Below are 19,000 nucleotides of genomic sequence, written 5' to 3'. Positions count from 1 at the left end.
TCGCTTGTTCAGGAGCCTCGCTGTGAGCCGCAGTTCGAGCAGAACGTCCCTCGCCGTAGTCGGCGCCGCCACCGCCCTCGCCGTTCTCACGGCCTGTGGTGGCGGCGGCGACGACAAAGCCGCCGCCGGAAGCGACGGCAAGCCCGTCAGCATCACCTTCTGGGGCTGGGCCAAGGGGTCCAAGGAGGTCGTTGACGCGTTCAACGCCTCGCACAAGAACATCAAGGTGGTGTACGAGGAGATCCCGTCCGGCAACGCGGGCGGCTACGCCAAGATCTCCAACGCGGTCAAGGCCGGCAACGCCCCCGACCTGGTCTCCATCGAGTACCCGCAGCTTCCGGAGTACGTCAGTCAGGGCGCGCTCCAGGACATCGGCCAGTACTTCACCGAGGACATCAGGAAGAAGCTGCTGCCGCAGGCGGTCGAGCTGACGACGCTCGGCGGCAAGAACTGGGCCGTCCCGTTCGACGCCTCGCCGCAGGCGTTCTACTACCGCAAGGACCTGTTCGACAAGTACGGCGTCGAGGTCCCCAAGACCTGGGACGAGTTCCGCAAGGCCGCCGAGAAGATCAAGAAGGCCGATAAGAAGGTTCGGATCGGCACCTTCTTCCCCGACGACCCGACCACGTTCCAGGCGATGTCCTGGCAGGCCGGCGCCCAGTGGTACAAGCCCGAGGGCGACACCTGGAAGGTCAGCACGGCCGACGCGGCCACCAACAAGGTCGCCGACTACTGGCAGGGTCTGCTCGACGACGACCTGATCCGCGCCAACGCCTCGTTCAGCCCCGAGTGGACCAACTCCCTCAAGAACGGCGGCACCGTCGGCTACCTCGGCGCCGCCTGGGGCGCGGGCGTCCTCAAGGCCACGCTGCCCGAGCAGAGCGGCAAGTGGGCCGTCGCCCCGATGCCCAGCTGGGACGCCAAGCCGGCCAGCGGCATGCTCGGCGGCTCCACCTTCGCGGTGACCACGACCAGCAAGAAGGCCGAGGCCGCGGTCGAGTTCGCCACCTGGATGTCGACCACCGAAGAAGGCATCAAGGCCCGCATCGAGTCCGGCACTTCGAGCGCCTTCCCGGCCGCGGCGGCCCTGCGCCCGGTGGCCAAGAAGTCCTTCGACGCCGGCTTCTACGGCGGCGAGGACATCTACCAGGTGTTCGAGGGCGCCGCGACGTCGATCGGCCAGAACTGGAACTGGGGCCCGACGACCGGAACCACGAACACCACCATCAAGGACCAGTTCGGCAAGGTGGCGAGCGGCGGCACCACGATCAAGGACGCCGTGAAGGCCGGGCACGACGCCACGGTCGCCGAGCTGAAGAAGCGCGGTCTGAAGGTCGAGGACGCAGGCTGATGAAGCGCGCCCGGACGACCAGAGCCGCTGCCATCCTGCTGGGGCCCTTCTTCGTACTGTTCACCGCGGTCATGGTGCTGCCGATCGGTTACGCGGTCTGGCTCAGCCTGTTCACCGAGAAGCAGTCCGGCCTGGGCTTCGGCGGCACCGAGACCGTCTTCAGCGGGCTCGACAACTACACGGCGGCCCTGGGCGACCGGGCGTTCCGCGAGGGCTTCGGCGTACTCCTCGGATACTGCCTGTTCTACATTCCGCTGCTGCTCATCGGGGCCCTCGCCCTCGCCCTGCTGCTGGACTCCACGCTGGCCCGCGCCCGCCGGTTCTTCCAGCTCGCGCTCTTCCTGCCACACGCCGTGCCCGGCATCATCGCCGCGCTGATCTGGGTGTACCTCTACACACCCCAGCTCAGCCCGGTGGTCAGCGCCATGGAGTCCGGCGGGATCGGCTTCGACTTCTTCTCCCCCGAAGGCGCCCTTCCCTCCATCGTCAACATCGCCCTGTGGGAATGGCTCGGCTACAACATGGTGATCTTCTACGCCGCGTTGCAGGCGATCGACCGCTCCGTGCTCGAAGCGGCGACGGTCGACGGGGCCGGTGCCTGGCGCGTCGCGCTCAGCATCAAGGTTCCGCTGATCCGCGCCTCCGTCGTGATGGTCGCGCTGTTCACGGTCATCGGCTCGCTCCAGCTGTTCACCGAGCCGCTGATCCTCAACAAGGGGACCGGTTCCGCCGTCTCTTCCACCTGGACGCCGAACATGTACGCGTACACCGCGGCCTTCGAACGCAACGACTACGGTCTCGCCGCGGCCGCCTCCATCCTGCTGGCGCTCACGGCCGCGCTGCTGTCCTTCGTCGTCACCCGCTTCACCGGCCGGAAGGGCAAGAAAGCATGAACTCCCCCGCCTCCCGCAGCCGCTGGATGTCGAAGACCGCCGTCAACGGCTTTCTCCTGCTCGCCGTCGTCTACATGCTCTTCCCCCTCGTCTGGCTGGTCACCGCCGCCACGAAGGACACCGGCGGCCTGCTCGCGGGCAACGCCTTCTCCTTCGAGGGCTTCAACCTCGGCGAGAACCTGTCGAACCTGGCCTCCTACGGCGACGGCATCTACTTCCGCTGGTACCTCAACAGCCTCATGTACGCGGGCGGCGGGGCGATCGTCTGCTCGCTGATCTGCGTCGCCGCGGGATACGCCTTCGACAAGTACGAATTCCGGGGCAAGGAGAAGCTGTTCGGTCTCGTGCTGCTGGGTGTGCTCGTCCCCACCACGGCGCTCGCCCTGCCGATGTATCTCCTGGCCTCCAGGACCGGCCTGGTCAACACCTACTGGTCCGTGCTGATCCCGGTGCTCGTCAACCCGTTCGGCGTGTATCTCGCCCGGGTGTTCAGCACCGGCTACATACCGAACGAGGCCCTGGAGGCCGCCCGTATCGACGGGGCCGGCGAGCTGCGCGTCTTCTGGTCCATCGGGCTGCGCATGGTCATGCCGGGCTTCGTGACCGTCTTCCTCTTCCAGTTCACCGCGATCTGGAACAACTTCTTCCTCCCCCTCGTGATGCTCTCGGACCGCAAGCTCTTCCCGCTGAGCCTCGGTCTGTACTCCTGGAACACCAACACGCACGGCGAGCCGAGTTTCTATCCACTCGTCGTCACCGGGTCCCTCCTCGCCGTCATCCCCCTGATCGTCGCCTTCGTCTCGCTGCAGCGGCACTGGAAGGCCGGACTGACCGCCGGTAGCGTCAAGTGACCTCTCCGCGAGCCCTGAGGAGTACGAGTCCCACCATGCCCCACGCCACTGACAACCGGCCGACCGCCCTGCTCGCGATGGGCCCCGGCATCGCCGCCCGCCTCCTCACCGACCGCCACCGCACCCGCCTGGCCACCCTCACCCGCACCGACCCGCACCTCGTCGCCCACGACCTGGCCGACCCGACGCCCGAGGTGGCCGCCGCGCTCGCCGATGCCGAGGTGCTGTTCACCTGCTGGGGCGCGACGCCGCTCACCGCCGAGGTACTGACGGCCGCTCCCCGGCTGCGGGCCGTGGTGCACGCGGCCGGTTCCGTGAAGCACCACATCACCGACGCCTGCTGGGAGCGCGGGATCGCCGTCACCTCGGCGGCCGGGGCCAACGCGCTGCCGGTCGCCGAATTCACGCTCGCCGCGATCCTGTTCGCGAACAAGCGCGTCCTGCACTCCGCCGGCCGCTACCGCGCGCTGCGCACCGAGCACGACTGGCTCGCGGAGCTCGACGGCACCGGCAACTACCGCCGCACGGTCGGCATCATCGGTGCCTCGCACATCGGCCGCCGGGTGATCGAGCTGCTGCGCCCCTTCGATCTGGACGTCCTGCTGTACGACCCGTACATGGACGTCACCGAGGCGGCGCGGCTCGGCGTCCGGCTCACCTCGCTCGACGAGCTGTGCGCGAGCAGCTCGGTCGTCTCGGTGCACGCGCCGCAGCTCCCCGAGACGCACCATCTGATCGGTGCGGCGCAGCTGTCGGCCATGGCGACCGGAACGACCCTGATCAACACGGCGCGGGGTTCGCTCATCGACGAGGGCGCCCTGCTGCCCGAGCTGACGAGCGGGCGGCTGCACGCGGTGCTGGATGTGACGGAGCCCGAACTTCCGCCCGCGCACTCACCGTTGTACGAGCTGCCGAACGTGCTGCTCACTCCGCATGTGGCGGGTTCGCTGGGCAATGAGCTGCACCGGATGGCCGACGAGGCGCTGGACGAGCTGGAACGGTACGCGGCAGGCCTGCCGTTCGCGGCTCCGGTGCTGGCGGGAGCGCTGCCGCGCTCGGCGTGACCCGGCCGACACGCCGAGGCGCTCCGCCGCCCCGGCAGCACACGCCGGAGGCCCGGTACCCCGCGACGGGGTACCGGGCCTCAGTGGCTGCGTGGAGCTGTGCGTCAGTGCGAGTGGCCGTGGCCGCCGTGACCGGCCTCGGCCTCTTCCTCGGCCGGCTTCTCGACGACGAGCGTCTCGGTCGTGAGCAGCAGCGACGCGATGGACGCGGCGTTCTCCAGAGCGGAGCGGGTGACCTTGACCGGGTCGATGACGCCGGCCTTCACCAGGTCGCCGTACTCGCCGGTCGCGGCGTTGAAGCCCTGGCCCTTGTCGAGCTCGGCGACCTTCGAGGTGATGACGTAGCCCTCAAGACCGGCGTTCTCGGCGATCCAGCGCAGCGGCTCGACGGCGGCACGGCGCACGACCGCGACACCCGTGGCCTCGTCGCCGGTCTTGTCGAGGTTGCCCTCCAGGACCTTGACGGCGTGGACCAGAGCGGAGCCACCACCGGAGACGATGCCCTCCTCGACCGCGGCGCGGGTCGCGGAGATGGCGTCCTCCAGACGGTGCTTCTTCTCCTTGAGCTCCACCTCGGTGGCGGCACCGACACGGATCACGCACACGCCGCCGGCCAGCTTCGCGAGGCGCTCCTGGAGCTTCTCGCGGTCCCAGTCGGAGTCCGTGGCCTCGATCTCGGCCTTGATCTGGTTGACCCGGCCCTTGACGTCGCCGGGCTCGCCGCCGCCGTCCACGATCGTCGTGTCGTCCTTGGAGACGGTGACGCGGCGGGCGGTGCCCAGCACGTCCAGACCGGCCTGGTCGAGCTTGAGGCCGACCTCCTCGGCGATGACGGTCGCACCGGTGAGGGTGGCAATGTCGCCGAGCATGGCCTTGCGGCGGTCACCGAAGCCCGGGGCCTTCACCGCGACGGCGTTGAAGGTGCCACGGATCTTGTTGACGACCAGGGTCGACAGCGCCTCGCCCTCGACGTCCTCGGCGATGATCAGCAGCGGCTTGGAGCCACCGGCCTGGATGACCTTCTCCAGCAGCGGGAGCAGCTCCTGGATCGCGCCGATCTTGCCCTGGTGGATCAGGATGTACGGGTCGTCGAGGACGGCCTCCATACGCTCCTGGTCGGTCACCATGTACGGGGACAGGTAACCCTTGTCGAAGGCCATGCCCTCGGTGAACTCGAGGTCCAGACCGAAGGTGTTGGACTCCTCGACGGTGATGACACCGTCCTTGCCGACCTTGTCCATCGCGTCCGCGATGAGCTCGCCGACCTGCGAGTCCTGCGCGGAGAGCGCGGCCACGGCGGCGATGTCGGACTTGTCGTCGATCGGTCGGGCGGTCGCGAGGAGCTCGTCGGAGACGGCCTTGACCGCGGCGTCGATGCCCTTCTTCAGGGCGGCCGGGGAAGCACCCGCGGCGACGTTGCGCAGACCCTCGCGGACGAGCGCCTGGGCCAGCACGGTGGCGGTGGTCGTACCGTCACCCGCGACGTCGTTGGTCTTGGTCGCCACCTCCTTCACCAGCTGGGCACCGAGGTTCTCGTACGGGTCGTCGAGCTCGACCTCGCGCGCGATGGTGACACCGTCGTTGGTGATGGTGGGTGCGCCGAACTTCTTGTCGATGACGACGTTGCGGCCCTTGGGGCCGATCGTCACCTTGACCGTGTCGGCAAGCTTGTTGACGCCGCGCTCAAGGGCGCGACGGGCGTCCTCGTCGAACTTCAGGATCTTCGCCATGGGAGCTGAGCTTTCCTCTCGAACGAACTGCGCCCCTGACCACCCGGCTGGTTAGTTCGCAGGGGGCCAGGGGCGCAGAACAGAAGCAAACGTGGGTGAATTACTTCTCGATGATCGCGAGCACGTCACGAGCCGAGAGGACGAGGTACTCCTCGCCGTTGTACTTCACCTCGGTGCCGCCGTACTTGCTGTAGAGCACGACGTCGCCGGTCTTGACGTCGAGCGGAAGGCGCTCGCCGTTCTCGAAGCGGCCCGGGCCCACGGCCAGGACGACGCCCTCCTGGGGCTTCTCCTTGGCGGTGTCCGGAATGACCAGGCCGGAGGCCGTGGTCTGCTCGGCGTCGAGCGGCTGGACCACAATGCGGTCCTCGAGCGGCTTGATCGCAACCTTGGTGCTGGCGGTCGACACGATCCGGTCTCCCCCTTCGGAGATCTCACGGGGTAACAGTCTTTGGGTAGCGACCAGGTGGATCCGTCGTCGCGGGTGCCGGACCTGCCAGTCGCACAGTACTGCTGGCACTCTCCAGTGGTGAGTGCCAGCACCGAGACTATGACCGCGATTAGCACTCGGTCAAGCGGAGTGCCAATTCTCGCGCTCGTGGCGCCCACCGGAACCCCGCTCCGGCCCAGCACCGCGCGGTGGCCGGGGCAGCGACCGGGGTACCGTCCGAACAACAGTCCGGACAACACTGGGACAACGGCCGTACGGACCGACGCGTTCCGTACGACTGTGTGAACATGACCGAATCTCCGTACCGGCATTCGGATCCGCGGGACCCGCGGCCCCGGCACGGCTCGCGCGCCGTGAACGGCTGTCTCGATGTGGTGCTGGGTCTGCTGCTGGTGCTCCTGGAGGGGCTGATCTGCGCGGTCGCCGCCTACTCCCTGGCCCTGTCCCGGTGGGACCCCGGCGCTTCGGAGACGACGGACCCGCCGCCGATGGACTGGACGCCCGTCCTCGTCTTCGGCGGGATCGCGGCGACGGTCGCGCTGATCGCCGTGGTGCTGATCCGCGAGAACTGGCCCTGGGCGGGGGCGCTCCAGATCCCGGTCGTGCTCTTGCTGTGCGTGGCGGCGGTGCAGGTCGGGCACGAGGACTACCGCCGCTCGCACCCGGCGCCGGCCTCCACGCCTTCGGACGATCCCGGCCGGTCCGACCACCAGTGCCTCAGCGGCAGCGACAACCACGAGTGCCTGGACTCCGGCGGCTGAGGGCAGGCGATGACGACCAGCGCCCCCGACGCCCCGTGACCGCCATGACCACCGTGACCACCGTGACCGCCATGACCGCGATGACCACCGTGACCGCCATGACCGCGACGACCACCGTGATCGCCATGACCGCCGTGACCGCCGTGACCGCCACGGTCCCGGCGGTCACTGCGATCACCCCGGTCGCCGTGCGGATGCGTCTGCGGGCCCGCTGCGGGGCTCGGCCCCGGGTGGGTCACCTTCTGTGCGGCCTTGCGGCCCAGCCGTTCGATCGGGGCGACCGACTGCGCGCACCCGGCGGTGGTGGTCAGGAGCGCACCGGCTGCCAGCAGGCCGGCGAGCAGCCGGTACGCCCTTCTCATACGTAGTCCTCCAGCCGGGCCACGGCGTACCCCTGATCCGTGATGGTCTTCATGACCGCGCGAACCAGCTCGGCCATATCGACACCCCACTCCCCCCGGCCCCGGAAGTGCGTGAGGATGATGTCGCCGGGATGCAGGTCCTGGTCCTCCTCGCGCCACTCCATGTGGTCCGGGAACGCCTCCGCGTTCCAGAGCGGCACGGCCTTGATGCCGCAGGACTTGGCGATCCGGAGCGTGTCCCCGTTGTAGTTGCCGTACGGCGGACGGAAGAGGACGGGCCGCTTCCCGTACTGCTTCTCGATGATGGCCTGCTGGTCGCAGATCTCGCGCTTCTGCTCGCTGTACGGGAGTCCGGGAAGGTACGGGTGGCTGAGCGTGTGGTTGTTGAGGCCGACGCCCAGCCGCTGCGCCTCCCCGAAGTACCCGTAGTTGTCCCGCACCTCGTCGTCGCTGAGGAAGGCGCTGTACGGGATGTCCAGTTCGTCCATCATCTGGAGCAGTTCGGGGTCCTTCTCGGACCCGTCGTCCATCGTCAGGAAGACGATCCGGTCCTTGGTCGGGACGGTGGTGAAGACCGGCGGCAGCGAGTCGTCGCCGCCCTTCACCTCGAAGCCCTCCCGGGTGGTGATGTGCGGTTTGACGGCGGGCGGCGGGGGTGCGATCAGGGGTGGGCGGTCCAGCCGCCATTTCTTGGCGAGGGCCGCCCGTACGGCCGGGCCGAACTTCGCGTTCTCATAGGGCCCGGCGGCTGCGCGGCCCTGGCCGGCCGGCCGCTCGGGGCCCGCCTTCTGCCCGGGACCGCCCGGAAGTCCCGGACCACCCGGAAGTCCCGGACCACCCGGAAGTCCCGGACCACCCGGAAGTCCGGCGGAGGGCCAGGCGCGGTGTTCGACGTCGGCGCCGGCCCAGCCGTCGGTCTCGGAGGCGCAGCCGGAGCCGACGGCGACGATCAGGAGCGCGGCCAGGACGGCACACGCGGGCCGGGGCCCGCCGAGGCTCCGGCCGCGTCCGGATTCACGTGCACCCGATTCACTCTGATTCGCTGTTAATTTTACCTTTTGTCGTACAAGACGCATGGCGTCGCATCCTGCCAGCAGGGGACAGGCGCCCCCGCCCGACACCGCCGCCGGGTCCGCCGGTCAACCCGGCTGGCTCACAATGGGGCGGGTGAACGCTCTCGACTCCCCCCTCGCCTCCTTCATGGCCCTGCGCACCCCCGAGGGCGCGGCGCTCCTGGACGAGCTGCGGTCGTACGACCCCGCCCAGGAGCTCGCCACCGCCACCCGGCTGCGCCGCGACCACCCGGCCCCCCTGGTCTCGGCGGCGCTGGGGCAGGCGCGGCTGCGCCAGCGGGCGGTGGCGAAGTTCGGCGCCGAGGACGCGTACCGGATGTTCTTCACACCGAACGGCGTCGAGCAGGCGACCCGTACGTCGGTGGCCACCCATCGCGCGCGGCGGTTCGTGGCGGCCGGCGGGGTGCGGTGCGTCGCCGACCTCTGCTGCGGGATCGGCGGCGACGCGATCGCGCTCGCGCGGGCGGGCATCTCCGTCCTCGCCGTGGACCGCGACCCGCTGACCGCCGAGGTGGCCCGCGCCAACGCCGTCGCGCTCGGCCTGGACGGCCTGATCGAGGTGCGGCGCGCCGATGTCACCGAGATCGACACCTCGCCGTACGACGCGGTCTTCGTCGACCCGGCCCGGCGCGGCGGCCGGGGCAGGATCTTCGACCCCGAGGCGTACTCACCGCCGCTCTCCTGGGCGACCGGCGCCGCGCTCGACGCCCCCCGCGCCGCGCTGAAGATCGCCCCCGGCATCCCGCACGAGGCGATCCCGGCACGGGCGGAGGCGGAGTGGATCTCGGACGGCGGCGACGTGAAGGAGGCCGTGCTCTGGTTCGGCGAGGGCTTCGCGCCCGGTTCGTACCGCGCCACCGTGCTCCCGGCCCGCGCCACCCTCTGGTCCGCGGCCCCGCTGCCCGCTCCGCCCGTCGGCCCGGTCGGCCGCTATCTGTACGAGCCGGACGGGGCCGTCATCCGCGCCCACCTGGTCGCCGACATCGTGGCGCGGTGCGACGGCCGGCTGATCGACGAGACCATCGCGTACGTCACGAGCGACGAGCTGTACGACTCCCCGTACACCACCGGGTACGAGATCACCGACCGGCTGCCGTTCAACATGAAGAAGCTGAAGGCGCTGCTGCGGGAGCGGAAGGTGGGCGTCCTGACGGTGAAGAAGCGCGGCTCGGCCGTCGAGCCGGAGGAGCTGCGCCGCAGGATGAAGCTCCAGGGGCCGAACGCGGCGACGGTCTTCCTGACCCGGGTGGCCGGTGCCCCGACGATGCTGATCGGTCACCCCGTGCGGCCGGAGGCGTCTTAGCCCGACCGGCCGGCCGGCAATTGCCGGCCGGTCTCAGGCTAGGTCGGTCAGGTCCTCGGCGTACACCTGGGAGAGCGGCTGAGGACCCACGTACTGCTGGCAGTTGCACTGCCCCGACTCGAAGCGGACCGGCTTCGACTCATGTACCGGTCAGGATAGGTCCGGACTCAGCGATGCGCGCCGCCCCCGAAGGAGAACAGCGGCTCCGGACGGGGCGCCCCGATCAGCACCCGCAGTGCCCAACGGCGGTGCGCGAAGGCCTTGATGATGCCGATCAGCCCGGTGAGCCAGCCGGTCATCCCGAGTCCGGTGACCAGGGCGACCAGGGCGAAACTGTCCTGGGCCGCCTCGGAGGTCGCCGGGACGGCGATGCACGCGTACAGCCCGAGCGCGCACAGCGTGAAGGACATCAGCAGCCAGACGAGGCTGACGCCCGGCATCCGCAACCGCGCGTCCCGTACCGGATCGCGGTCCAATTGCCCCCAGGCGTAGAGCAGTCGGCGCACCTCGATGTCGTAGCGCAGGCCAATGACGACGAGGACGACCGCCGGCACCGCGCAGCAGGCGCCCATGCCGCCGAGGATCACGGCGAGGAAGGCGCTGAAGATGTCGTACGTCTCCTCGAACGTGATGAGCGCCGCGCCCACCAGCGACCAGCCGAGCGCGCAGAGCGCTCCCCACAGCCACAGCATCCCCAGGCGCCCCGGTGACACATGTGCCCTCACCAGTTCCCCGAGCACCACGGCCCGGTCGGCGAGCAGTGCCTCGCGGTCGGGCCAGGAACGTATCTCCACGGGCGGTGGCGGCGGCGGCAGTTGTGCGCGGCGAAACATGGGCCAGACCCTACCGACCGCGCGCCCTCCCTCGGCGGGCAGCACGGTGCGCGGAAGCCGCCGCGGTGCCATGCTGGAAAGAAACACACGGAGGTTCGCGATGGGGTTCTATGCCGACCGGATCGTGCCCCGGATCGATGATGCCGTCGGCGGGATGAAGCACGTGGAACCATTGCGGCGCCGGGTCTGCGAGGGCCTGTACGGCGAGATCATCGAGATCGGGTTCGGTTCCGGGCACAACGTTCCGTTCTACCCGGGCTCCGTCACCGAGGTAGCCGCGGTCGAGCCGTCCGATCTCGGCTGGAAGCTGGCGCGTGACCGGATCGACGCGGGGCACCCCCTGGTGCGGCGCGCCTGTCTGGACAGCCAGTACCTGCCGTTCGAGGACAACACCTTCGACGGCGCCCTGTCGACGTGGGCGCTGTGCACCATCCCCGACGCCGACGCGGCACTGCGCGAGGTGCGCCGGGTCCTCAAGCCCGGTGCGACCTTGCATTTCCTGGAGCACGGTCTGGCGCCGGAGGAGGACGAGAACGTACGCCGCTGGCAACGCCGCCTCGATCCGCTGGAGCGGCGGCTCTTCGCCGGGTGCCGCCTGACCCGGCCCGTCGCCGAGATGCTGACGGCCGCAGGGTTCACGATCCTCGACCTCGACGAGTTCTACGAGAAGGGCGCGCCGAAGGCGATGGCGGCCGTGTCGATGGGCGTGGCCGCGTCGTAGGCCGGCGTGGCCGCGCCGCAGGCGGAACCCTGCGCGATCGCCGAGGGCCGATCAGCCGGGGAAGTCCACGGCCCCCAGCGACTCGAAGCGCCACCGGTGCACCGGACGGGTGATCAACTCCGGGTCCGGCTCGGGGAGTTCGGGCAGCTCGTCGCCGTACTCCCCCTCCCACCAGGTGAGGACCAGGACCCGGTCCTGCGGGGCGCGCAGCAGCTCGCGTCGCAGCGGTTCACGGGCCAGCTCGGCCGCCCGGGCGCGCGCCCACTCCAGGAGCTCGGGGCCCCGGCCGGCGGTGGCACGGGCCTCCCACATCAAGACGACGGTCGCGCCGCTCATGCCGCTCATGCCGCTCATGAGTAGAGGTTGTCCTTGCTGATCTCGTGCACATGATCGTGGTCGTGCGCGTGGGCACCGGGGACGTGGGGGTCGGTCACCGGCAGCGACGAGTCCGCGGACAGCTCCAGGTCGGAGGCCGGCCTGTTCCGGGCCACCATCTCCGCGCCCAGCGCCGCGACCATCGCTCCGTTGTCCGTGCACAGCCCCGGCCGCGGCACCCGCAGCCGGATACCGGCCCGCTCGCACCGCTCCTCGGCCAGGGCCCGCAGCCGCGAGTTGGCCGCGACACCGCCGCCGATCATCAGGTGGTCGACGCCCTCGTCCTTGCAGGCCCGGACGGCCTTACGGGTGAGCACATCCACCACGGCCTCCTGGAAGGACGCCGCCACGTCCCGTACCGGCACGTCCTCGCCCGCGGCCCGCTTCGCCTCGATCCAGCGGGCGACGGACGTCTTCAGGCCGGAGAAGGAGAAGTCGTACGCGGGATCGCGCGAGCCGCTCAGTCCGCGCGGGAACGCGATCGCCTTCGGGTCGCCCTCCTTCGCCAGCCGGTCGATGACCGGGCCGCCGGGGAAGCCGAGGTCCAGCACCCGGGCGATCTTGTCGAAGGCCTCGCCCGCCGCGTCGTCGATGGTCGCGCCCAGCGGCCGTACGTCGTTGGTGATGTCCGGCGCGAGGAGCAGCGAGGAGTGGCCGCCGCTGACCAGCAGCGCCATGGTCGGCTCGGGCAGCGGGCCGTGCTCCAGCTGGTCGACGCAGATGTGCGAGGCGAGGTGGTTCACCCCGTAGAGCGGCTTGTTCAGCGCGTACGCGTACGCCTTCGCGGCCGAGACGCCGACGAGCAGCGCGCCCGCGAGCCCGGGACCGGCGGTGACGGAGATGCCGTCGAGGTCGCGGGCGCTGATCCCGGCCTCTTTCAGGGCGCGCTCGATGGTGGGGACCATCGCCTCCAGGTGTGCGCGGGAGGCGATCTCCGGCACGACGCCGCCGAAGCGGGCGTGCGTGTCGACGCTGGACGCGACGGCGTCGGCCAGCAGCGTCGTACCGCGGACGATGCCGACACCGGTCTCGTCGCAGGAGGTCTCGATGCCGAGTACGAGCGGTTCGTCAGCCATCAGTCAGTCTCTGTCTCTTGTGCGGGCTCTTGCACCGTCAGGCGCATGACGAGTGCGTCGATGTTGCCGGGCTGGTAGTAGCCGCGGCGGAAACCGATCGGTTCGAAGCCGAAGCGTTCGTACAGCTTCTGCGCCCGGGTGTTGTCGACGCGGACTTCGAGGAGCACCTGGGCGCACTCGAAGGCCGTGGCGTGCTTCAGGAGATCGGTGAGGAGTTCGGAGCCGAGGCCGCCGCCCCAGTGGTCGCGGGTGACACCGATCGTCTGTACGTCGGCGAGGTCACCGGCCGCGGAGAGCCCGGCGTAGCCGACGATCCGGCCGGTGGCGGGGTCCTCGGCGACGACGTAGCGGCGGGTGGCCCGCGGACCGCGGGCGTGCGCCAGCTCGGACCAGAACATGCCGGCCGACCAGGCGTCGTCCGGGAACAGCTCGTGTTCGAGGGCCAGCACCCGGTCGATGTCCCACCAGCGCATTTCGCGCAGTACGGCAGTCGTGCTCGTCACTTCGGGGTGACCACCTTGTAGTTCTTCGGGACCTGGGCGTCGGGCCTGCGCAGGTAGAGCGGCCGCGGCGGCAGCAGTTCCGCGCCCGCGGCGAGCCGCTCGGCGGCGAGAGCGGCCAGCGCACCGGCGCTGACGTGCTCGGGGCCCCGGGCGTCCGGGAACGCCTCGGGGTAGAGCACCGCGCCCGCCCCGACGACGGGAACTCCTGCGAGCCGCTCGGCGATGTCGGCGGGCCGGTCGACGGCGGGCTCCGTGACGCGCGTACGGCAGTCCTCGTAGCGCGCCCAGTAGACCTCCTTGCGGCGGGCGTCCGTCGCGACGGCGAACGGGCCCTCCAGGCCGGCCCGCCCGGCGGCGTACGCGAGACCGTCCAGGGTGCAGACCCCGTGCACGGGCACGGAGAGGGCGGAGCCGAAGGTCGCGGCCGTGACCAGGCCGACTCGCAGCCCGGTGTACGGGCCGGGGCCGACGCCCACGACCATGTCCGTCACGGCGTCGAGTTTCACCCCGGCCTCGGCGAGGACCCGGTCGACGGCGGGCAGCAGCAGCTCCCCGTGCTTTCGGGCATCGACCTGACCGGACTCGGCGACGACGGAGGTTCCGTCGTGAAGGGCGACGGTGACAGCGGGGGTGGCGGTATCCACGGCGAGCAAGAGCACGCAAACAGCCTACGGCTCCTCCGACGGCGGCACGGTGTCCCGTACGACGTCCCGGTACGACCGGCCCCGGCTGCTACCGTCACCGGGAACGCACGCGAGTACGACGTAATCGCTAAACGCTTGTACGACATACGGAGCGAAAGGGGCGCGCACGGTGGCAAGGGGCAGCTCGGGAATCGTGGCCGGGCTCACTGCGGCGGCTCTCGCCGCGGTCGGTTTTCTGGCCTACCAGGCATCGGCGAACGCCCCTGACTCCGTCGCCGCCCCCAAGCCGAAGGTTTCCAGCAGCGCGCCCGCCGCCGGCCACGACAAGCCGAAGGAAATGAAGCCGCCGGCCGCACTCCCCACCGGCTCCGGTACCGGAACACGGGTCGTGTACGCCCTGGCCGACCGCCACGTGTGGCTCGTCGACGCGTCCGGAAAGGTGACCAGGAGCTTCGCCGTCATGCCGAGCGCACTGAACCCGCGGCCCGGGACGTACGAGGTGGTCACACCGCGCTCGGGAGCCGCGACCAAGGGCTCGGACGGCGTGATGATCGAGCACGTGGTGCGGTTCGCGATGGTGGACGGCGTGGCCGTGGGGTTCAGCGCGGCACTGGACGGTTCGATGGAGAGCCCGGACCCGTCACTGAAGACCGGCGGCGTACGGATGTCCCGGGCCGACGGGGACGCGATGTGGAGCTTCGCGTTGGTGGGTACGAAGGTCGTCGTCGTCCCGTAGCGGGACGCGTTGCGCGGGCTATGCCGCGTCGCGGCGGGACGGCAGTCCGTCCGGCTCTTCCTCGACCGGCTCGGCCGGTGGCGGCGTGGACACCGCCGTGGCGGCGGCACACGAGGCCAGCAGATCCTTCATCGACAGGGCGGACGGCTGCGGCTGCGGGTCACGCTCGGACGTCGGCATGGATGCCTCCTGGAGCTCCGATGGAGGTCGCGGTTAGGTAAACCTAACCAATACTCCCATCCATGTGAACACGACCGCCGCGTCCTGCGCAAGCATTTACCGACGACTTGTCGGAAAGAGTGCCGGACGGCCGAATCCGGACTCGAACGGGCCTTCACTCCCCGTCGAGCGGGGTGTCCCACAGCCGCCGTCCGGTCCGGGTGTCGAGGACGGCCGGCGTCAGCCGACCCGCCGCGGACTGCTGGACGAGGACCAGATACGTGCCCCGGACCTGCGCGGTCAGGAAGTGCAGCCGCTCGGACCCGTCCGGCCGCGCAGGCGGCGGCCGGGTCCAGCGGATGTCTCCCGTACGGCTGTCGACGGCCAGCAGGGACCAGGTCCGGTCCTTGCGGAATCCCTCGGTCGAATAGCGCCCGTGGCCACCCACGACGTGCACGGTTGCGCCCGAGACACCGAGCACCTGATTCTCCAGATGGCGCCCTTCCAGGCCCGGAAGCCGGGCGAAGGGTGTGGTGAGCTTCGGCCTCCTACCGGGACGTCTGCCCCGGCAGTTCGGCGGCCATGTCCTCGCCCAGTTGTGCCCAGCGCGCCCCGATCCCCACCAGCGTCACCGAGCGCCGCTCGTCGTCCGTGTCGCCGACCGCGCGGTGGATCATCACGTGGAGCCGGTCCTCGGACAGTTCCTCGACCTTGCCGTCGCCCCACTCCACGACCACCACCGACTCCGGCAGCGACACGTCGAGGTCCAGGTCCTCCATCTCGTCGAGCCCGCCGCCCAGCCGGTACGCGTCGACGTGGACCAGCGCGGGGCCGCCGGTCAGCGAGGGGTGGACGCGGGCGATCACGAACGTGGGGGACGTGACGGCGCCGCGCACCCCGAGGCCCTCGCCGAGCCCCCGGGTCAGCGTCGTCTTCCCGGCTCCGAGCTCCCCGGAGAGCATCACGAGGTCGCCGGGGCGCAGGACAGCGGCGATGCGGCGGCCGAGGGCCTGCATCTGTTCGGGGGACTCGACGGCCAGGTCGACGGTGACGGTGCCCGGCGCGGTGCCCGCGTCGGCCTCAGCCGCCAGGCTGTTGTGCGGTGCTTCCATGTCCGCCAACGTTACTTCCCTGTCCGCCGACATCGGTCGCGGCGGGCACCGCCCCAATGCGTACCAGCAGGTCCGCCAGCCGGTCGGTCACCGTCTCCGGGTGTTCCAGCATCACCAGATGACCGGCGTCCGGAACGATGACCAGCTCCGCGTCCGGGAGCTGGTCCGCCATGGCCTCGCTGTGCGAGCTGGGCGTCACCAGGTCCTTGTCGCCCGCCAGGATCAGCACCGGGATGTCACGGAACGCGGGCAGCACGTGGGTCTTGTCGTGCTCGGTGAAGGCCGGGTAGAACTCGGCGACCACATCGATCGGGGTGGATTCGATGAGCCGCTCGGCGAACCGCTCGACCGCCGGGTCGACGTCCCGCGAACCGAACGAGTACCGCTTGATCAGCCCGGCGAAGAGATCGGCGGTCGCCCGCCGGCCCCGTTCCACCAGTTCGGCCTGGGAGCCGAGCGCCTTGAGCACCCCGGGCAGCACCCGCCGCACCGCGTTCACGCCCGCGACCGGAAGTCCGAAGCTGACCTCGCCGAGTTTCCCGCTCGATGTGCCGACGAAGGCGATGGCGGCGACCCGGTCCCGGACGAGCTGGGGATACTGCTCGGCGAGCGCCATCATCGTCATGCCGCCCATCGAGTGCCCGACCAGCACCAGCCTGCCCTCGGGAGCCACCGCGTCGATGACCGCCTTCAGGTCACGGCCGAGCTGGTCGATGCCGACCGTCACCCCGTCCGCCTGGGCCCGGCCCCGCTCGGAGCGGCCGTGGCTGCGCTGGTCCCAGTGGACGGTACGGACGATTCCGCGCAACGCCGCCCGCTGGAAGTGCCAGGAGTCCTGGCTGAGGCAGTACCCGTGGCTGAAGACGACGGTGACGGGCCCGGGCGCCTTGCGGCCGAAGAGCCTGCGGCGGCGCGGGCCGGCGGCGCCGGGAACGGTCGCACCGCTCCCGGCGCTCTCACCGCTCCCGGCGGCCCCCGTACCGCCGTCGGGGTCGACCTCGTCGACCTCGTAGTACAGTTCGGTGCCGTCGTCGGCGCTCGCCCGGCCCGGCAGTCCGCGCAGCGATCCGTACGGTCCCGAGGCGTCCAGCGCCAGCCTGGCCCGTCTGCGCATGCCGCGACCCACGGTCAGCCGCTCGACGGCGACACCGGCGGCCGCGCCCGCCGCGATCACGCCTATGGCGGCACCGGCGATCCCCGCCCGGCGCCAGCCGACCGCCGTGGCGGCCGTCGTCACCGCGTCCCCCGCGCTGATCTCGCTCACCGTGCCGCGCTCCTCGTCGGTCGTGTCCGTCAGGTCAGGGCCGGTCTGTTCCGGTCGTGCTCAGATCGTGCCTGGTCAGGGGCGCTTGTTCGGTCAGGACTCGGCCGGGGTGGCATGCAGATGGACGCGGGGCACACGGCTGCCGATCCGGGTGACGATCTCGTACGCGATCGTGCCGGCGGCCTGCGCCCAGTCCTCGGCGCTCGGCTCGCCCCGGTCCCCCGGGCCGAAGAGCACCGCCTCGGCGCCCACCTCGATCCGGTCCCCGCCGAGGTCGACGACGAACTGGTCCATGGCCACCCGGCCCGCGATCCGCCGCCACACGCCGCCGACGAGGACGGGGGCGCGGCCGGAGGCATGGCGCGGGATGCCGTCCGCGTAGCCGAGCGGGACCAGGCCCAGGGTGGTCTCGGCGGAGGTCGTGCAGTGATGTCCGTAGCTGATCCCGTGACCGGCCGGCACCTGCTTGACCAGGGCAATCGACGCGCTGAGCGTCATGACGGGGCGCAGCCCGAAGTCGGCCGGGGTGCCCAGCTCGGGGCTGGGCGAGATGCCGTACATCGCGATCCCGGTCCGTACGAGGTCGAAGTGCGCCTCGGGGATCGTCAGCGTCGCCGGGGAGTTCGCCATGTGGCGCACCTCGGGGTCGACGCCCTCCTTCTCCGCGTACGCGACCATGTCGCGGAAGGCGTTCAGCTGGGCGGCGATGGAGGGGTGGCCCGGTTCGTCGGCGCAGGCGAAGTGGGACCAGAGGCCGGTGATCCCGACGGTGCCCGCCTGCTCGGCGGTGCGGGCGGCGGCGACGAGCTCGGGCCAGTCGGCGGGCTGGCAGCCGTTGCGCCCGAGGCCGGTGTCGGCCTTGAGCTGGATACGGGCCGGAATGCCGGCCTCCGTCGCCGCGGCGACGACCTCGCGCAGGGCCCACATCCCGCTCACCGACACATCGATGCCGGCCTCGATCGCCTCGCGCCAGGGCCCGCCCGGCGTCCACAGCCAGCACATCACCCGGCCGCCGAGCCCGGCCGCCCGCAGGGCGAGCGCCTCCTGCGGCGTCGCGGTGCCCAGCCAGGTCGCCCCGGCCTCCAGCGCGGCACGGGCGCAGGGCACCGCCCCGTGCCCGTACGCATCGGCTTTGACGACAGCCATGAGTTGCGCGGCGCCCGCCCGAGCGCGCAGTACACGCACGTTGGCGCGCAATGCGGCGAGGTCGATCTCGGCACGGGCTCTCAAGGACGCTGTCTCATTCATCGCGCCCAGTCTCTCAGAGGCGTACGGCAAACCCTTCGGGCGGCGGGTCGGGAGAGGTCCCCCGGCGGGGGGCCCGGCACGTCCATCTCAGTGGTGGCGCAGCTCGTGTTCCAGATGGTCGACGAGGACCGGGACGTGGCTGTGCGGTACGTCCTTGACCGCCGTGACCAGCGTGACCGGACCGCCCTCGCGGACCAGTTCCACCAGTTCGTCGACGGCCGCGGTGTGGACGGGGTCGGCCAGTTCGGCGCGGTAGCGGTCGGCGAACTCGTCGTAGCGGGTGCCGGAACGGTCCTCGTGGTACCAGTCGCGGAGCTCGTTCGACGGGGTGATGTCCTTGAGCCACTTGTCGATCGCGGCCCGCTCCTTGGACTCGCCGCGCGGCCAGAGCCGGTCGACGAGGACGCGGGTGCCGTCGTCGGCCTCCTTCGGCTCGTACACCCGGCGTACGCGTACATCGCTGCTGCCCTTGCCGCTACCCACGATCGAC

The 19,000-nt window shown here is 70.7% G+C and carries 23 protein-coding genes; 9 read left to right on the top strand and 14 right to left on the bottom strand.

The genetic code is table 11. The features are described from left to right. The first annotated feature begins 22 nt into the window (after positions 1-22). The 4 genes from OG936_RS21360 to OG936_RS21345 are packed head-to-tail and all read left to right on the top strand — an operon-like array spanning position 23 to position 4,159. Complete coding sequence (locus tag OG936_RS21360; protein ID WP_406496684.1) at positions 23-1,351, top strand: ABC transporter substrate-binding protein; 1,329 nt, start codon at positions 23-25, stop codon at positions 1,349-1,351. After that, positions 1,351-2,244, top strand: coding sequence for a carbohydrate ABC transporter permease (locus OG936_RS21355; protein ID WP_383753203.1), 894 nt, complete (start codon positions 1,351-1,353; stop codon positions 2,242-2,244). Before OG936_RS21360 ends, OG936_RS21355 begins: the two co-directional genes overlap by 1 nt. Continuing rightward, entirely contained in the window at positions 2,241-3,095 is an 855-nt protein-coding gene (locus tag OG936_RS21350) for a carbohydrate ABC transporter permease (protein ID WP_406496682.1), read from the top strand. Before OG936_RS21355 ends, OG936_RS21350 begins: the two co-directional genes overlap by 4 nt. Before the next feature lie 35 nt (positions 3,096-3,130). Beyond that, complete coding sequence (locus OG936_RS21345) at positions 3,131-4,159, top strand: hydroxyacid dehydrogenase (RefSeq protein WP_406496680.1); 1,029 nt, start codon at positions 3,131-3,133, stop codon at positions 4,157-4,159. A 104-nt stretch (positions 4,160-4,263) separates the two neighbouring features. Here OG936_RS21345 and groL read toward each other — a convergent pair whose 3' ends face one another. Then, positions 4,264-5,889, bottom strand: a complete 1,626-nt coding sequence (gene groL / locus OG936_RS21340) for a chaperonin GroEL (RefSeq protein WP_266748007.1) — start codon at positions 5,887-5,889, stop codon at positions 4,264-4,266. 100 nt (positions 5,890-5,989) lie between these two features. Continuing rightward, on the bottom strand, positions 5,990-6,298 hold the full coding sequence (groES, locus tag OG936_RS21335) for a co-chaperone GroES (RefSeq protein ID WP_093540722.1): 309 nt from the start codon (positions 6,296-6,298) through the stop codon (positions 5,990-5,992). A gap of 329 nt (positions 6,299-6,627) precedes the next feature. On the opposite strand from groES, the gene OG936_RS21330 reads away from it, so the two are divergent. Then, positions 6,628-7,101 carry a DUF6234 family protein gene (locus tag OG936_RS21330; protein ID WP_406496678.1) on the top strand — a complete coding sequence of 158 codons (474 nt, stop codon included), beginning with the start codon at positions 6,628-6,630 and terminating at the stop codon, positions 7,099-7,101. A 44-nt stretch (positions 7,102-7,145) separates the two neighbouring features. Beyond that, positions 7,146-7,469 (top strand): hypothetical protein, encoded by a 324-nt coding sequence (locus OG936_RS21325; protein WP_406496677.1) that lies wholly within the window; start codon positions 7,146-7,148, stop codon positions 7,467-7,469. Here the strand turns inward: OG936_RS21325 and OG936_RS21320 are convergent. Continuing rightward, a complete protein-coding gene (locus OG936_RS21320; protein WP_406496675.1) occupies positions 7,460-8,539 on the bottom strand; it encodes a polysaccharide deacetylase family protein in 1,080 nt (359 codons plus the stop codon). The two genes, OG936_RS21325 and OG936_RS21320, sit on opposite strands and share 10 nt — an antisense overlap. A gap of 82 nt (positions 8,540-8,621) precedes the next feature. Here OG936_RS21320 and OG936_RS21315 point away from each other — a divergent pair, with 82 nt between their 5' ends. After that, complete coding sequence (locus OG936_RS21315; RefSeq protein ID WP_406500539.1) at positions 8,622-9,839, top strand: THUMP-like domain-containing protein; 1,218 nt, start codon at positions 8,622-8,624, stop codon at positions 9,837-9,839. 167 nt (positions 9,840-10,006) lie between these two features. On the opposite strand, the gene OG936_RS21310 is transcribed toward OG936_RS21315, so the two are convergent. Next, entirely contained in the window at positions 10,007-10,672 is a 666-nt protein-coding gene (locus OG936_RS21310) for a hypothetical protein (RefSeq protein ID WP_406496673.1), read from the bottom strand. A 100-nt stretch (positions 10,673-10,772) separates the two neighbouring features. Here OG936_RS21310 and OG936_RS21305 point away from each other — a divergent pair, with 100 nt between their 5' ends. Then, positions 10,773-11,393 (top strand): class I SAM-dependent methyltransferase, encoded by a 621-nt coding sequence (locus OG936_RS21305; RefSeq protein WP_406496671.1) that lies wholly within the window; start codon positions 10,773-10,775, stop codon positions 11,391-11,393. A gap of 51 nt (positions 11,394-11,444) precedes the next feature. Here OG936_RS21305 and OG936_RS21300 read toward each other — a convergent pair whose 3' ends face one another. The 4 genes from OG936_RS21300 to tsaB are packed head-to-tail and all read right to left on the bottom strand — an operon-like array spanning position 11,445 to position 14,006. Beyond that, positions 11,445-11,729, bottom strand: a complete 285-nt coding sequence (locus OG936_RS21300) for a hypothetical protein (RefSeq protein WP_406500537.1) — start codon at positions 11,727-11,729, stop codon at positions 11,445-11,447. 14 nt (positions 11,730-11,743) lie between these two features. Continuing rightward, complete coding sequence (tsaD, locus tag OG936_RS21295) at positions 11,744-12,844, bottom strand: tRNA (adenosine(37)-N6)-threonylcarbamoyltransferase complex transferase subunit TsaD (protein WP_406496670.1); 1,101 nt, start codon at positions 12,842-12,844, stop codon at positions 11,744-11,746. Next, positions 12,844-13,347 (bottom strand): ribosomal protein S18-alanine N-acetyltransferase, encoded by a 504-nt coding sequence (rimI, locus tag OG936_RS21290; RefSeq protein WP_406496668.1) that lies wholly within the window; start codon positions 13,345-13,347, stop codon positions 12,844-12,846. The genes tsaD and rimI overlap by 1 nt, the downstream gene beginning before the upstream one ends. Then, complete coding sequence (tsaB, locus tag OG936_RS21285; RefSeq protein ID WP_406496667.1) at positions 13,344-14,006, bottom strand: tRNA (adenosine(37)-N6)-threonylcarbamoyltransferase complex dimerization subunit type 1 TsaB; 663 nt, start codon at positions 14,004-14,006, stop codon at positions 13,344-13,346. Before tsaB ends, rimI begins: the two co-directional genes overlap by 4 nt. Positions 14,007-14,160: 154 nt before the next feature. On the opposite strand from tsaB, the gene OG936_RS21280 reads away from it, so the two are divergent. Then, entirely contained in the window at positions 14,161-14,727 is a 567-nt protein-coding gene (locus tag OG936_RS21280; RefSeq protein ID WP_406496666.1) for a hypothetical protein, read from the top strand. 18 nt (positions 14,728-14,745) lie between these two features. Here the strand turns inward: OG936_RS21280 and OG936_RS21275 are convergent, their stop codons facing one another. The 6 genes from OG936_RS21275 to OG936_RS21250 all read right to left on the bottom strand — a co-directional run bounded on the left by OG936_RS21275 (position 14,746) and on the right by OG936_RS21250 (position 18,993). Then, positions 14,746-14,907 carry a hypothetical protein gene (locus OG936_RS21275; RefSeq protein WP_383753230.1) on the bottom strand — a complete coding sequence of 54 codons (162 nt, stop codon included), beginning with the start codon at positions 14,905-14,907 and terminating at the stop codon, positions 14,746-14,748. Between the two features lie 154 nt (positions 14,908-15,061). Beyond that, positions 15,062-15,367, bottom strand: a complete 306-nt coding sequence (locus tag OG936_RS21270; RefSeq protein WP_406496664.1) for a hypothetical protein — start codon at positions 15,365-15,367, stop codon at positions 15,062-15,064. Positions 15,368-15,434: 67 nt separating this feature from the next. After that, entirely contained in the window at positions 15,435-15,998 is a 564-nt protein-coding gene (tsaE, locus tag OG936_RS21265) for a tRNA (adenosine(37)-N6)-threonylcarbamoyltransferase complex ATPase subunit type 1 TsaE (protein ID WP_406496663.1), read from the bottom strand. After that, the gene (locus OG936_RS21260) at positions 15,967-17,262 is read right to left on the bottom strand and encodes an alpha/beta fold hydrolase (RefSeq protein ID WP_406496661.1); all 1,296 of its coding nucleotides are present in this window, start codon (positions 17,260-17,262) and stop codon (positions 15,967-15,969) included. Before OG936_RS21260 ends, tsaE begins: the two co-directional genes overlap by 32 nt. A 93-nt stretch (positions 17,263-17,355) precedes the next feature. Further along, positions 17,356-18,510, bottom strand: coding sequence for an alanine racemase (gene alr, locus OG936_RS21255; protein WP_406496660.1), 1,155 nt, complete (start codon positions 18,508-18,510; stop codon positions 17,356-17,358). Between the two features lie 87 nt (positions 18,511-18,597). Then, positions 18,598-18,993, bottom strand: a complete 396-nt coding sequence (locus OG936_RS21250; RefSeq protein ID WP_406496658.1) for a DUF488 domain-containing protein — start codon at positions 18,991-18,993, stop codon at positions 18,598-18,600. Between the last annotated feature and the right edge of the window lie 7 nt (positions 18,994-19,000).

Origin of the sequence: Streptomyces sp. NBC_00846, from assembly GCF_045207325.1 — a bacterium.
In the GTDB taxonomy this organism is placed as follows: domain Bacteria; phylum Actinomycetota; class Actinomycetes; order Streptomycetales; family Streptomycetaceae; genus Streptomyces.
This window is presented reverse-complemented; position numbering and strand designations above follow the sequence as displayed.